Annotated in this window: 10 protein-coding genes; 2 read left to right on the forward strand and 8 right to left on the reverse strand. The window is 64.8% G+C overall.

Annotation, left to right across the window (positions count from 1 at the left end):
- Positions 1-1,908: a diguanylate cyclase domain-containing protein gene (locus tag P8H27_RS06220; protein WP_374761331.1), complete on the reverse strand. Its 1,908-nt coding sequence runs from the start codon at positions 1,906-1,908 to the stop codon at positions 1-3.
- A 199-nt stretch (positions 1,909-2,107) separates the two neighbouring features.
- Between P8H27_RS06220 and P8H27_RS06225 the strand changes: the two genes are divergently transcribed.
- Entirely contained in the window at positions 2,108-4,456 is a 2,349-nt protein-coding gene (locus P8H27_RS06225) for a YgiQ family radical SAM protein (RefSeq protein WP_289635845.1), read from the forward strand.
- Positions 4,457-4,547: 91 nt separating this feature from the next.
- Here P8H27_RS06225 and P8H27_RS06230 read toward each other — a convergent pair whose 3' ends face one another.
- The 3 genes from P8H27_RS06230 to P8H27_RS06240 form a co-directional block, all read right to left on the reverse strand.
- Positions 4,548-5,813: an Hsp70 family protein gene (locus tag P8H27_RS06230; protein WP_289635846.1), complete on the reverse strand. Its 1,266-nt coding sequence runs from the start codon at positions 5,811-5,813 to the stop codon at positions 4,548-4,550.
- A gap of 148 nt (positions 5,814-5,961) precedes the next feature.
- Positions 5,962-6,414 carry a YqaA family protein gene (locus P8H27_RS06235; protein ID WP_289635847.1) on the reverse strand — a complete coding sequence of 151 codons (453 nt, stop codon included), beginning with the start codon at positions 6,412-6,414 and terminating at the stop codon, positions 5,962-5,964.
- 61 nt (positions 6,415-6,475) lie between these two features.
- Positions 6,476-7,189, reverse strand: a complete 714-nt coding sequence (locus tag P8H27_RS06240) for a VC0807 family protein (protein WP_289635848.1) — start codon at positions 7,187-7,189, stop codon at positions 6,476-6,478.
- A 264-nt stretch (positions 7,190-7,453) separates the two neighbouring features.
- Here P8H27_RS06240 and P8H27_RS06245 point away from each other — a divergent pair, with 264 nt between their 5' ends.
- Positions 7,454-7,720: a DksA/TraR family C4-type zinc finger protein gene (locus tag P8H27_RS06245; RefSeq protein ID WP_289635849.1), complete on the forward strand. Its 267-nt coding sequence runs from the start codon at positions 7,454-7,456 to the stop codon at positions 7,718-7,720.
- A gap of 223 nt (positions 7,721-7,943) precedes the next feature.
- On the opposite strand, the gene P8H27_RS06250 is transcribed toward P8H27_RS06245, so the two are convergent.
- The 4 genes from P8H27_RS06250 to purH all read right to left on the reverse strand — a co-directional run bounded on the left by P8H27_RS06250 (position 7,944) and on the right by purH (position 14,872).
- The gene (locus P8H27_RS06250) at positions 7,944-8,540 is read right to left on the reverse strand and encodes a MarC family protein (protein ID WP_289635850.1); all 597 of its coding nucleotides are present in this window, start codon (positions 8,538-8,540) and stop codon (positions 7,944-7,946) included.
- 201 nt (positions 8,541-8,741) lie between these two features.
- Positions 8,742-11,501, reverse strand: coding sequence for a hybrid sensor histidine kinase/response regulator (locus P8H27_RS06255; protein WP_289635880.1), 2,760 nt, complete (start codon positions 11,499-11,501; stop codon positions 8,742-8,744).
- 274 nt (positions 11,502-11,775) lie between these two features.
- Complete coding sequence (gene purD / locus P8H27_RS06260) at positions 11,776-13,065, reverse strand: phosphoribosylamine--glycine ligase (protein ID WP_289635851.1); 1,290 nt, start codon at positions 13,063-13,065, stop codon at positions 11,776-11,778.
- A gap of 199 nt (positions 13,066-13,264) precedes the next feature.
- On the reverse strand, positions 13,265-14,872 hold the full coding sequence (gene purH / locus P8H27_RS06265; RefSeq protein ID WP_289635852.1) for a bifunctional phosphoribosylaminoimidazolecarboxamide formyltransferase/IMP cyclohydrolase: 1,608 nt from the start codon (positions 14,870-14,872) through the stop codon (positions 13,265-13,267).
- Positions 14,873-14,896: the final 24 nt, after the last annotated feature.

Here is a 14,896-nt window from a genome sequence, read left to right on the forward strand (position 1 = left end):
TCAGAGGCCGCTGGTGACCTTGATCACGTCCAGTTGCAGGCGTGCCCTGCTGCTCAGTTCGCCGTCTTCGCCGCAGACCGACGAGCCCGAGCGGCCGCGTGCCTTGACCTTGTACAGCGCCTCGTCGGCCGCCTTGTAGAGGCTGGCGAAGTGGCTGGCGTGTTGCGGATAAAGAGCCACGCCGATGCTGATGGTCACGCTCAGCGGCTCGGCGCCATAGAGTACTGGCTGCGCCAGCCCGTGGAGCAGGCGCGCGGCGATCTCGCGAGCGTGGCGTTCGGCCTCGTCGCCGCAGATCAGTACGGCGAACTCATCGCCGCCCAGGCGTGCCACGGTATCGCCGCTGCGCACATGCTCGCGCAGGCGCTTGGCAACCATTTGCAGCATCAGGTCGCCGGCATCGTGGCCGAAACGGTCGTTGATCGGCTTGAAATGATCGAGGTCGATCAACATCAAGGCCACGCTTTCGCCGTGGCGCTCGGCGTGGGCCAGGGCGGTTTCGGTGCGTTCGACCAGGTAGCGGCGGTTCGGCAACTCGGTCAGCGGATCGTGAAAGGCCGCGTGCTGCAGTTCCAGTTCGCGTTGGCGTAAGCGCTGGTTGGTTGCCGCCAGCTCGGCGGTGCGTTGCTTCACCGCGTGCTGCAGTTCGTCGGCGTTGCCCTGGGCCAGCGCCAGGCGCGCAGTTTTCTCGCGATCGGCCTGTCTTTGCGCTTCGGCCTTCTCTTGCTTGAGCCTCTGGATGCGGTAGGCCAGGGCAAAGGAAAACAGGATGGTTTCCGCGGCGACCGACAGCGGGAACAGGTAGGCGGTGAAGTTGTACGGCTCGATCAGCCCGGCCGCGCGCATCACCAGCACCACGGTGCTGCCCAGCACCGCACCGTAGCCGAGCAGGTAGAAGCGTGCCGGAAAGAAACCCTGGCGACAGCGCACGGCGGCACTGAACAGCGCGCTAGGTACCGTGATGATCGGGGTCAGGGCAATCATCAGGGCGCCTTCGGCGCGGTAGCCGAAAGCGTTGATCGCGATGGCCACGAGATACAGCGCGCAGCCGGCATTCAGCAGGCGATGGGGCCAGATCAGTCCGCGTTTGGTGTAGAGCAGCTCCTGGGTGAAGCGCATGACGAAGATGCCCCACAGCGAGGGCAGGGTGATGCGATCCAGCCAGAAGGGCACGGCGCTGCCCGGCCACAGGTACTGGAAGCCGTGACCGGTCATGCTGAGGATAAACACCAGTACGCAAGCGGTGGCCAGCACGTACCAGAGATAGGCCCGATCGCGCAGGGCGATGAGGATGAACAGGTTGTACAGCAGCAGTGCCAGGATCATCCCGTAGATCAGGCCGAAGCCGATATTTTCGTTGCTGGCATGGTGTTCGAGGTCGTCGAGTTGCCAAACGGTCAACGGGAAGGAGTTGCCGGCGGGATCGAAGCTGCGGAAATACAGGGTCAGGGGTTCCTCGTCCAGCTCGGGCAGTTGGAACAGCATGCGCCGATAGGCGTGGTCGCGGCCCTCGGCGTAGGGCACGGCCGTGCCCGTTGTGCGCGCGTGCCAGCCGCCCTGGCCGTCGGGCAGGTAGAGCTGCAGGTCGAAGAGGGTGATGCCGGCGTTTTCCAGCCACCACTGGCGGGGGGCGTTCGGGCTGCGTTGCAGGCTGACCTTGATCCACCAGGGATGGCGGCTTTGGCCGACGGTGGCCCGGCCATCGGCCGGCTGGAAGCGACGTTGCACGAGCGGATCCGCCATGTCGGCGATGCTCAGTTGGGCGTCGCGGTCTTCCAATAGTTCGATCTGCCCGTTGAGCAGGCGCCCGCTGCTGGCGCTGTCGAGCACGATGGTGGTCGCACTGACCGCGGCGGATAGGCAGGTCAGGCTCAACAGTAGAACGAAAGAGGAGACTATCCGCAGCACTGCATGCACTCCTTCTGCCCGGCGCCGTTACGGGGGCGTGGTTGCTCGAGTATAGGCATAAAGTGCGCCTGTGATCACAGATGCCAGGCGTCCGGTGCAAGCGCGGGCGCACGGAATTGTCCTAGTGTCAGGGTCGGACTTGGTCAAATTTTGTGCTATATTCCGCGACCGTCTAACCCCTGACATCGCGGTCATTTCCATGCACACAGCCAAGCCGTTGTTCGACTATCCCAAATACTGGGCCGAGTGCTTCGGCCCGGCGCCTTTCCTGCCGATGAGCCGGGAAGAGATGGATACGCTTGGCTGGGATAGTTGCGACATCATCATCGTCACCGGCGATGCCTATGTCGACCATCCGTCGTTCGGCATGGCGATCATCGGTCGCCTGCTCGAGGCCCAGGGCTTTCGCGTCGGCATCATTGCCCAGCCGGACTGGCAGTCGAAAGACGATTTCATGAAGCTCGGCGAGCCCAATCTGTTTTTTGGCGTCGCCGCCGGCAACATGGACTCGATGATCAATCGCTACACCGCCGACAAGAAGATCCGCTCGGACGATGCCTACACCCCCGGCGGTGCGGCCGGCAAACGCCCGGATCGCGCCAGCCTGCTGTACAGCCAGCGCTGCAAGGAGGCTTACAGGCGCGTGCCGATCGTGCTTGGCGGCATCGAGGCCTCGCTACGGCGGATTGCCCATTACGATTACTGGCAGGACAAGGTGCGCCACTCGATCCTGGTCGACTCCTGCGCCGACATCCTGCTGTATGGCAACGCCGAGCGGGCCATCGTCGAGATCGCCCAGCGCCTGTCCTACGGCCACAAGATCGAGGACATCACCGATATCCGCGGCACCTCCTTCATTCGTCGTGACACGCCGCAAGACTGGATGGAAATCGATTCCAGTCGTATCGACCGGCCGGGCAAGATCGACAAGGTCATCAACCCCTATGTGAACACCCAGGACACCAGCGCCTGCGCGATCGAGAAGGGGAACGCGGCGGCCGGACAAGGCCCGCAGGAGGATCCCAACGAGGCCAAGGTGGTGCAGCTGCTGGCGCACCCGCGCCTGGAGCGCGACAAGACGGTGATCCGCCTGCCGTCGTTCGAGAAGGTGCGCGCCGATGCGGTGTTATACGCCCACGCCAACCGCGTGCTGCACCTGGAAACCAACCCGGGTAACGCCCGCGCCCTGGTGCAGAAGCACGGCGAGGTGGATGTGTGGCTCAACCCGCCACCCATCCCCATGACCACCGAAGAGATGGATTACGTGTTCGGCATGCCCTTTGCGCGCGTGCCGCACCCGGTGTACGGCCAAGCGAAGATCCCGGCCTATGAGATGATCCGCTTCTCCATCAACATCATGCGTGGCTGCTTCGGCGGCTGCACCTTCTGCTCGATCACCGAGCATGAAGGGCGGATCATCCAGAGCCGCTCGCAGGAGTCGATCATTCGCGAGATCGAAGACATCCGCGACAACGTGGCGGGCTTCACCGGGGTGATTTCCGACCTCGGCGGGCCGACCGCCAATATGTATCGGCTGGCCTGCAAGAGCCCGGAAATCGAAGCGGCCTGCCGCAAACCGTCCTGCGTGTTCCCCGGCATCTGCGACAACCTCAATACCGATCACTCTTCCTTGATTCAGCTGTACCGCTCGGCGCGCGCCTTGCCGGGGGTGAAGAAGATCCTGATCGCCTCGGGTCTGCGCTACGACCTGGCGGTCGAGTCGCCGGAGTACGTCAAGGAACTGGTGACCCACCACGTTGGCGGCTACCTGAAAATTGCCCCGGAGCACACCGAGCAAGGCCCGCTGTCGAAGATGATGAAGCCGGGCATCGGCACCTATGACCGCTTCAAGCAAATGTTCGAGAAGTACACCCGGGAGGCCGGCAAAGAGCAGTACCTGATTCCGTACTTTATCGCCGCTCACCCCGGTACCAGTGACGAGGACATGCTCAACCTCGCCCTGTGGCTCAAGACTAACGGCTTCCGTGCCGACCAGGTGCAGGCCTTCTACCCCTCGCCGATGGCCACCGCCACCGCCATGTACCACTCGGGCAAGAACCCGCTGCGCAAGATCACCTACAAGAGCGACGGCGTGGCTATCGTCAAGAGCGAAGCCCAGCGCCGCCTGCACAAGGCCTTCCTGCGTTACCACGACCCCAAGGGCTGGCCGCTGCTGCGCGAGGCGCTGGAGCGCATGGGTCGCAGCGACCTGATCGGGCCGGGCAAGCATCAGCTGATTCCGTTGCATCAACCGGCTAGCGACGGTTACCAGAGCGCACGGCGCAAGAACTCCACCCCGGTCGGCAGCAAGAAGGTCGGCGCAACCGCTCGCGGCACGGCGGATAAGACCCGGCCGCTGCTGACCCAGCACACCGGCTTGCCGCCGCGCGATACAGGCGCCGGTGCTGGCGCGGGCAATCCCTGGGACAAGCGCGAGCAGGCCAAGGCCGCCGCCCAGGCGCGCAATCAGCAGGCCGCCAAGGAACGCGTCGATGCCGCCAAGGGCAAAGGCAAGAAGCCGCCGAGGAAGCCTGTAGCGCCGCGTTGATTGGTTTGTAAGCGGCCGCGAGCTGTTCTGCAGTCAGGTGCCATGAGGCCCTGCTAGCCCGGATTGCATCCGGGCTAGGGGACGACGCTCATCAGCCGTAGCGCTTCTTCGCCTCGATGGCCAGGCCGCTGCCGATGCTGCCGAAGGTGTTGCCTTCCACCTGGCGGGCCTTGGGCAACATGGCCGCGACGCTCTGGCGCAAGGCCGGGATGCCGCTGGAGCCGCCGGTAAAGAACAGCGTATCGACCTGCTCGACGCCCACCCCGGCATCGCCGAGCAGTTGCGTCATGCTGGCGCGCACGCGCTCGAGCAGCGGCTCGATGGCACCTTCGAACAGCGTGCGGGTCAGTTCGGCGACCAGGCCGGGTTCGACCCGGCTCAGGTCGATGGGCCGCGCGGCCTGCTCGCTCAGGGCTATCTTGCTGTCTTCCACCTGCATCGCCAGCCAATGGCCGTCGCGGCGCTCGATCAGTGTGAACAGGCGGTCGATGCCGCTCGGGTCGAGGATGTCGTAGCGCATGCTCTGCAGCTGGCGCTGCGACTGCGCCGAGTAGACCGCGTTGATGGTGTGCCAGGTGGCCAGGTTGAGGTGGGTGCTGGTGGGCATCGGCGCGGCGCTCTTCATCCGGCTGCCGTAGCCGAACAGCGGCATCACGCCGGCCAGCGAGAGTTGCTTGTCGAAGTCGGTGCCGCCGATATGCACGCCGCCGGTGGCGAGAATGTCCGTATGCCGCTCGGCCACGCTGCGCCGCTGCGGTGACAGGCGCACCAGGGAGAAGTCCGAGGTGCCGCCGCCGATGTCGACGATCAGCACCAGTTCCTCGCGGGCGATGCCCGACTCGTAGTCGAAGGCCGCGGCGATCGGTTCGTACTGGAAGGACACCTCCTTGAAGCCGAGCTTGTGCGCCACGGCCACCAGGGTGTTCTGCGCTTCGAGATCGGCCACCGGATCGTCGTCGACGAAAAACACCGGGCGACCGAGTACCACTTCCTCGAATGGCCGCTGGGCCACGGCTTCGGCGCGATTTTTCAGTTCGCCGATAAAGAACCCGAGCAGATCCTTGAACGGCAGGGCGCTGCCCAGCACCGTGGTTTCGCTCTTCAGCAGTTTGGAGCCGAGCAGGCTCTTCAGCGAGCGCATCAGCCGCCCTTCATAGCCTTCCAGGTATTCCTGCAGGGCCAGGCGGCCATAGACCGGGCGGCGCTCCTCGAGGTTGAAGAACACCACCGAGGGCAGGGTGATCTTGCCGTCTTCGAGGGTGAGCAGGGTCTCGGCGTCCGGGCGCAGCCAGCCGACGGTGGAGTTGGAGGTGCCGAAGTCGATGCCGCAGGCGCGGGCGGGAGTGGAGAAAGGCATGCGGCGCGCTGTTCCTAGAAAAAATTACCGGGAGAAATTTTTGACGTCGCCTAGCGACGGCCCGGAGGGTGGCCGCCATGGATGGCATGGCCACAAAAACGGCCGCGCATTCTATGGGATACGCCGCGCAAATGCTGCGTCGATTGCGCTATGCCGCGACGAATGAACCCCAGCCCAGGGTCAGTGCGGCCAGTGTCAGGTAGCGCCCGGTCTTGGCCAGGCCGACGATCAACAGGAAAATCCAGCAACGCTCACGCATCACCCCGGCGACCAGGGTCAAAGGGTCGCCGATGATCGGCAGCCAACTGAGCAACAGCGACCAGCGTCCGTAGCGCGTATACCAGCCCTGTGCCTGTTGCAGCCGCTGCTCGCTGACCGGGAACCAGCGGCGCTGGCGAAAGTGCTCGAGGTAGCGCCCGAGCAGCCAGTTGACCAGCGCGCCGAGGACATTGCCGACGCTGGCCACTGCGACCAGCAGCCACAACAGGTAGGCATCGCTGAGCAGCAGGCTGACCAGCACCGCCTCGGACTGCAAGGGCAGCAGGGTGGCGGCGCCGAAGGCGGAGAGGAACAAGCCCAGGTAGGCGGTAAGCGTCAGCATGCGGCGGCAGGCCTGGGCGCCATGCGCTGCCGTGCAACAAACAGCGTGTTCAGCCGCGCGCTCAGGGCTGCGGGGCCATGATTTCTTCCAGCTTCAAGCCGGTCAGGCCATGAATGGTGCGCCACAGGTAATAGAAGATCGCCATCAGCATGATCATCGAGGGGATGGCGATCATCGGGTAGCTGAGCAGGTTCATCCGCCCCAACTCGGCATTGAAGGCCTCGCTGCCGGATGCGCTGACCACGATCCACTTGGCCAGCGCATAGTTCATCGCCGAGGAAAAGAAGAAAGTGCCGCTCAGCCAGTAGGTGGCGGTCAGCAGACGGGTTTCGAAGTGCTGGGTATGGCCGCCCTGTTCCAGGCGCTCATGGATCTTGTCGACATTGAGCACGCTTTTATTGAACAGCAGGGTGCGGATCAACGGGTAGCGGGTGCGGGTCGACACCAGCACGGCAATGCCGATCAAGCCGGGAATCGTCGCTTCCTTGATCGCCAGCCACTGGTTGTCCAGCTTGAGCAGGCCGATGCCGCCGGTGAGCAATACGCTGAGCAGGCCGAGCAGGGCGATGAAGTTGAATTTGCGGTACTTGACCAGCTCGAACGTGCCCCAGCCGAGGGGGAAGGCCAGGGCCAGGATCAGCGCACCATCGGCGCCGAGGTTGGCCTCGCCGCTGAGCTTCATGAGGATCAGGGAAGGAATCAGGATGCTGATCAGCAAATCCACCAGCGGGCGGGGCTTGTGTGTGGCGGTGGAGCTGTGTGTGGTATCGGTCATGTCGGTCATGGCGCAGGAATGAATGCTGATGATCGCCTGCTTGGGCTTCGGCCGCCAGTCCGATTGTCGGCTGGACTGAGCGACTGTGACAAAGTTGTGCCGGGGCTTGCCTGTAGCCGCCCCTCAACCACCGCCTGCCCGAAGGTGGCAGAGCCTGGGCCGAGGAATATATGGCGATGAAGGAATGGCGCGACGGATAGCACTTGAGATTCACCGCGCGCGGGCGCATATCTCTGCGGGAGACGACACCTGGGAGGGCAGACGATGGCTGGCGGCTGGGCAAGTGACGACGCGGTGCAGGAGCAGATCGACAGCAGTATCGAGGACGCGGTTCAGCGCGCCCGCCGCCAACTGCCGCGCGGCGAAAGCCTGAGCCACTGCGAAGAGTGCGACTCCAGTATTCCCGAGGCGCGGCGCCAGGCTGTTCCTGGCGTGCGCCTGTGCATCGCCTGCCAGGCGGCGCATGACCAGGAACAAGCGCGGTACAGTGGCTACAACCGCCGTGGCAGCAAGGACAGCCAGCTGCGTTGAGCCCGCCCCATGGGGTGATGTGCTGAGAGGCCGGGAAGCGCGGCAGCCTGGGCAGACGTGCCGCTATGTCCCAGTTAGGTGTCGCATGGGGGCGTGCGCTTTGATTGCCGTGTCGATGCGCGCCACCACCTTCGCCCGTACATCCTGGCCAGGGGCAGGTTGCCGAAGGCCATGTCGGCCCGGTTCTGGGTCAGCAACTGGCGGTCAGGCCGCTCTCGCCGATTCAGAGCACGAGGTAGTTTTTCACCCCGGTGAAGATGATCTGCGCGGCCAGGGCGCAGACGAACAGGCCCATCAGGCGGCTGACGATCTGCAGGCCCTGATCGCCGAGCAGGCGTTCGAACTGGTTGGACAGGTACAGCACCACGCCCACTGTCAGGCTGGCCAGGACAATGCCGAAGACGGCCAGCAGCTTGTCCTCCCAATGCGGCTGGCTGGCGCCCATCAACAGCAACGCACCGATGGTGCCGGGGCCGACGGTGAGCGGGATGGTCAACGGTACTATGGTCACGTCCTGCTGCACGTTGTCGCTTTGCACCGCCGACTTGCCTTGCGCCATGCCCAGCGCCGAGATGAACAGCACGCTGCCGGCACCGATACGGAAGGCGTCGATGGTGATGCCGAACAGGGTGAAGATGTGCCTGCCGAACAGGTACAGCAGCACGCTGGCGATCAGCACGCCGAGGGCCACCTTCCAGGCCAGGCGTTTGCGTTCCTTGCCCGTGTAACCACGGCTCAGGCTGATAAAGCAGGACAACACGAAGAACGGGCTGTAGAGCACCAGTAACTTCAGATACAGACTGAACAACTCGGACGCCATGGCGTGGACTCGTCTCTGGGTGGATGGGTTGGGGGCAGGAGCCGGCTGGGCGACTGCTTCTTCGTGGGGCCGCATGATCCGGGATTGTTGCCCCGATCTCCAGTGCGCAGCCCGCTGGGACGAGAGGCCGCTCGGCATCGGGCCGACCCGGCAGGCGCATGGGCAAGCCCAGCGCCACAGTGCCGTGCGGGGCGCCGGGGGTCAGTCTCCGTGTGGCTGGGCGGTGTGCGGCTGGCGGATTTCGCGCTGGGCGATCCAGTATTCGAGCAGCTCGCGCAATTGCGAGAGTTCCACCGGCTTGGCCATGTGGCCGTCCATGCCGGCCTGGCGAGCGCGATCCTTGTGTTCGTTGAGGATGTGCGCGGTCAGCGCCACCACCGGCGTGTGCGGACGTTGCTCGGCGGCTTCCCAGGCGCGCAGCTGTTCGGTGGCGGAGAAGCCGTCGAGTACCGGCATTTCGCAGTCCATCAGCACCAGGTCGTAGGGCTGCGCCTTCATCGCGTCGAGGGCTTCTTCGCCGTTGTTGGCGGTGTCTGGCTGCAGGTTGAGCTTGCCGAGCATGCCGCGGATCACCTTGGTCGAGATGCTGTTGTCTTCGGCGACCAGGATGCGGAAATCGCTCGGTACCTTCAGTGGGGCGCTGACCTGGGCCGGGGCGAACACCGGCGAGTGGCCGCCGCCACGTTGGGACAGCTCATCGGCCAGGGTGGTTTTCAGGGTGTAGCCGGCCACCGGTTTGGCCAGGATGCGTTTGATCCCGGCATTGCGTGCGATGATCTTGCTCGGTGCATTGCTGATGCCGGTGAGCATGATCAGCAGGATGTCGTGGTTGAGGCTGGGGTCTTCCTTGATCTTCGCCGCCAGCTGCATGCCGGTCATGCCGGGCATGTTCTGGTCGAGCAGCACCACGTCGAAGTATTCGCGCATGTGCGCCTTGGTGCGCAGCAGGGCCAGGGCTTCCTTGCCCGAGGGCACGGCGCTGACCTGCAGCCCCCAGGCGTTGCATTGTTGCACCAGAACCTTGCGGCAGGTGTCGTTGTCATCCACTACCAGCAGGCGCGCGCCTTGCAGCGGGCCGTCGAGGTCGGCCGTGGGCTGTTCGAGGCGCTGGCCATCCAGCGGCAGGGTCAGCCACAGGGTCGAGCCCTGGGCGTCGCCGCTCTGGATGCCGAACTCGCCGTGCATCAGGCGCACCAGTTGACGGGCGATGATCAGGCCGAGACGGCCACCGAGCTTGGTCGCCGCGAGGAAGTCCTTGCTGTGCAGTTCGGTATTGAGCAGGGCATTGCGTTCGCTGGCCGGCAGCGGGCGGCCGCTGTCCTGCACGGCGATGCGCAAACGCGGGCGTCCGCCGCCGGTGTCGAGGGCCACGACCAGGAGGATTTCGCCTTCGCTGGTCTGCTTGAAGGCGTTGTCGAGCAGGCTCAGCAAGATCTGCCGCAAACGCGTCGGGTCGCCGCTGACTACCCGCGGCACCTGCGGTTGCATGAAACTGATCAGTTCGACCTTCTGCTGCTCGGCCTTGGCGCGGAAGATGTTCAGGCAGTCCTCGACCAGCGCATCCAGGTCGAACTGCACGTCGTCCAGCTCGATCTGCCCGGACTCGAGCTTGGATATGTCGAGAATCTCGTTGATCAGCGCCAGTAGTTCGTTGCCCGAACTGTGGATGGTCTGCACGTAATCGCGTTGCTTGACCGACAGCGGGGTGTCGAGCAGCAGCTCGGTCATGCCCAGCACGCCGTTCATCGGTGTGCGGATTTCGTGACTGATCTTGGCGAGGAATTCGGCCTTGGCCTTGAGTTCGGCCGAGCTGGCGGCCAGGGCGGTACGTTCGTTGAGGTGGGTGCGCTGGATCTGCCGTTGCCGCTCGGCGAGCGAGAGGCTGAGGAATATGCCGCCGAGGGTGGCGATGCTGAAGACGGCGATCACCAGCCAGCCGGGGTCGAGTTGGTCGAGGCCGAGCAGTACCGGGATAAATGCGCTGAAACCGAGGGTGAATACCAGCATGCCGACGGCGATGAAACGGGCGGGCTGATAACCGTCATGCCAGAGCCGGCCGGCCACCAGCAAAACGCTCAGGGCACTGAGCAGCACCAACAGATAGATCAGCGAGCTGTACCAGAGCAGGCCGGTGCTGGCGATCAGCAGAGCGATGCCCAGGATCAGCACGGCATTGCCTTGCAGCAGGTGCTTGAGCCGGCCGGGCTGTGCCGGTGTGCGCTGCATGAAACCGAGGCAGAAGGTCTGCAGGCAGAAGGCTGCCAGCAGCGCCGACAAGTCGGCGAGTAGCGACTGGTTGTAGCTCTGGCTGGGCACCCAGACGGCGAAGAGGCCGAGATTGGCCGCCGCACAGACCGCCAGGCTGGCGTGCAGGGCGCTCAGCCACAGGCTGCTGATGGCGCGGCTGTAGAAAAAGCGGACGAGGTTGTACAGCGTGAGCAGCAGCAGGCCGCCGAGCAAGGCGCCAAAGGCATAGGCGGGTTTTTCCTCGGCCACCAAGCCGGCGGCGTCGATGAGCTTGAACCAGGCCATCAGCGGATGGTTCGAGGTCATGCGGACATAGGCTTCGCGTGCTTGCCCATCGTTCGGGAGGGGCATCAGGTAGGCCCGGGAGCCGAGCGGTCGCGCGCTCATCGGCCTGGATTCGCCGGTCTGGAGCTCGCGCTCGAGCTTGCCGTCGCGCAACAGGTGGTAGTCGAGGTACTGCACGCGCGGGGCGAAGATCCACAGCCAACTCGGCTGCTGGTTGCGCGGCAGTTCGACATGCAGCCAAACGGCCTGTTCGCTGGGGGGGAAAGTAAAGGCCAGGTTGCCCAGGGGCTGGAACTGCTGGCGGCGTGCGCGCACCTCTTCCAGCGTCAGCGTGGCACTCGGGTCGAGTAGGTACGCCCAGTTCCCGGGCTGGCCGGCAGTTGCGCCCGGTGCGCTCTCGGCCATGGCGGTCGGCAACAGACAGGCCATGAGCAAGCCGACGAGTAGTCCTGTGGCAATCCTGAGCCCGCGCACGCTGAAGTCCCTTTGAAAGTAAGTGGCCAGATTATAGCCGAGCCGTTATTTAGCGGAATATGCCGGGGTGGCCAGTCCAGAGGCGCTGTAAACGCCCGCTGGCGCTGCTGCACCGCCTGTACCGTGGCGGATTTAATGCCTGGCGCTCATGGCTCAGGTTGCGACGGCACGATCCCCTGGCTTGTGGATCGTGCCGTGCCCGTGCGGTCTGGTCGGATTCAGCCGGCCGTTATGCCTCGCCACGTTCGCGGGCAATTGCGCGGTAACCGATGTCCTGGCGGTAGAAACAGCCGTTCCAGCGGATCTTCTCGGCCAGGCGATAGGCCTGCTGCTGGGCGTCGGCAACGCTGGCACCAATGGCCGTGGCGCAGAGTACCCGGCCGCCGGCGGTGACCACCTGGCCGTCCTTGAGGGCGGTGCCGGCATGGAACACCTTGCCGTCCAGGGCGGCGGCGTCAGCCAGGCCCTCGATCACCTCGCCCTTGGCATAGTCGCCCGGGTAGCCGCCGGCGGCCAATACCACGCCAACGGTCGGGCGCGGATCCCAGCGGGCCTCGACCTTGTCCAGGGCGGCGGCCAGGGCGGCCTCGACCAGCAGCACCAGCGACGACTCCAGGCGCACCATGATCGGCTGGGTCTCCGGGTCGCCGAAGCGGCAGTTGAACTCGATGACTTTCGGCTGGCCGGCTTTGTCGATCATCAGGCCGGCGTAGAGGAAACCGGTGTAGACGTTGCCCTCGCTGGCCATGCCGTTGACGGTGGGGTAGATCACCTCGTCCATCACCCGCTGATGCACTGCGGCGGTGACCACCGGCGCTGGCGAATAGGCGCCCATGCCGCCGGTATTCGGGCCGCTGTCGCCGTCGCCGACGCGTTTGTGGTCCTGGCTAGTGGCCATCGGCAGCACGTTCTTGCCGTCGACCATGACGATAAAACTGGCTTCCTCGCCGTCGAGGAACTCCTCGATCACCACCCGCGAACCGGCTGCGCCGAAGGCATTGCCGGCGAGCATGTCGCGCACCGCGTCTTCGGCCTCGCTCAGGCTCATGGCGACAATCACGCCCTTGCCGGCCGCCAGGCCGTCGGCCTTGATCACGATCGGCGCACCGACTTGTTGCAGGTAGGCCAGCGCCGGCTCGACTTCGCTGAAGTTCTGGTAGTCGGCTGTCGGAATGTTGTGGCGGGCGAGGAAGTCCTTGGTGAAGGCCTTGGAGCCTTCCAGCTGGGCAGCGCCGGCGCTGGGGCCGAAGATGTCCAGTTGGCGCGAGCGGAACAGATCGACCACGCCGGCCACCAGCGGCGCCTCCGGGCCGACTATGGTCAGTTGCACGTTGTTTTCGGCGAAGTCGGCCAGTTGCTCCAGCGCCAGCACGTCGATGGCGACGTTCTCGCACTTGGCTTCGGTGGCGGTGCCGGCGTTGCCCGGGGCGACGAAGACCTTCTCGACGCGCGGGTCCTGGGCGACTTTCCAGGCCAGTGCGTGTTCGCGACCGCCGCTGCCGATGATCAATACGTTCATGGGGTTCTCCTTCAGGAGGCGGGCCTGCGGCCCGTTTGGTGGATAGGCAAAGCGCTATCCACCCTACGAATGTCGAGGTCGCGATCGGGCTGGTAGATGCAAGGCGCCCGGCCCTTCACCCAGCGCAGTTGCCTTCTGGCAATGAGCATGGGGGAAGGGCCGGGCAACGCCGCAGATGCCTGTCCGAGTGCGGCCGATTTTAATGCCTAAAGTGGCGCATGCCGGTAAACACCATGGCGATATTCGCTTCGTCGGCGGCGGCGATCACTTCCGCGTCGCGCATCGAGCCACCCGGCTGGATCACCGCAGTAATGCCGGCTTTAGCGGCATTATCCAGGCCGTCGCGGAACGGGAAAAAGGCGTCGCTGGCCATCACCGAGCCGGCTACCTGTAGGCCGGCGTGTTCGGCCTTGATCGCGGCGATCCGCGCCGAGTTGACCCGGCTCATCTGGCCGGCGCCGACGCCGACGGTCTGGCGGTTCTTGGCGTAGACGATGGCATTGGACTTGACGAACTTGGCCACTTTCCAGGCGAAGATCAGGTCGTGGATCTCCTGCTCGCTGGGCGCGCGCTGGGTGACGATTTGCAGGTCTTCTGCCTTGATCATGCCGATGTCGCGGCTCTGTACCAGCAGGCCGCCGTTGACCCGCTTGAAGTCCCAGCCGGCACTGCGTTCGGCCGGCCATTCGCCGCATTCGAGCAGGCGTACGTTGGCTTTCGCCGCAACCACCTCGCGGGCGGCCTGGGAGATCTTCGGCGCGATGATCACTTCGACGAACTGACGCTCGACGATGGCTTGGGCGGTGGCGCCGTCCAGCTCGCGGTTGAAGGCGATGATGCCGCCGAAGGCGGACTCGGTATCGGTGGCGTAGGCCAGCTCGTAGGCCTGGCGGATGCCGCCTTCCGCGTCGGTGGCCACGGCCACGCCGCAGGGGTTGGCGTGTTTGACGATGACGCAGGCTGGCTTGACGAAGCTCTTCACGCACTCCAGCGCGGCGTCGGTGTCGGCGACGTTGTTGAACGACAGTTCCTTGCCCTGCAGTTGCACGGCGCTGGAAATGCTGGCTTCGCCTTTCTTCGCCTCCACGTAGAAAGCCGCGCTCTGGTGCGGGTTTTCGCCGTAACGCATTTCCTGGGCCTTGACGAACTGGCTGTTGAAGGTGCGCGGGAAGGCGCCACGCTCTTCGGTGGAGAGGGTCTCGCGCGACTGGTCGATGGTGCCCAGGTAGTTGGCGATCATGCCGTCGTAGGCGGCGGTGTGCTCGAAGGCCTTGAGCGCCAGGTCGAAGCGCTGGGCGTAGCTCAGGCCGCCGGCCTTGAGGCTTTCCAGGATGCTGGCGTAGTCGCCGGCACTGACCACGATGGCCACGTCTTTGTGGTTTTTCGCCGCGGAGCGGATCATGGTCGGGCCGCCGATATCGATGTTCTCGATGGCGTCGGCCAGGTCGCAATCAGGCTTGGCGACGGTGGCTTCGAAGGGGTAGAGGTTGACCGCGACCAGGTCGATCGGCTTGATTCCGTGCTGTTCCATCACCTCGCCATCGAGGGCGCGGCGGCCGAGGATGCCGCCGTGGATCTTCGGGTGCAGGGTCTTCACCCGGCCGTCCATCATCTCCGGGAAACCGGTGTAGTCGGCGACTTCCACTGCGGCCACGCCGTTGTCCTTGAGCAGCTTGTAGGTGCCGCCGGTGGAGAGGATTTCCACATTCAGGGCGACGAGCTCGCGGGCGAATTCAAGGATGCCGGTCTTGTCGGAAACGCTGATCAGGGCACGGCGAACGGGGAGGCGGGTGGTCTGGTCGGTCATCAATCGGATCCGGTTGCGTGATAA

This window comes from Pseudomonas sp. sp1636 (genome assembly GCF_030376615.1).
GTDB lineage: Bacteria > Pseudomonadota > Gammaproteobacteria > Pseudomonadales > Pseudomonadaceae > Aquipseudomonas.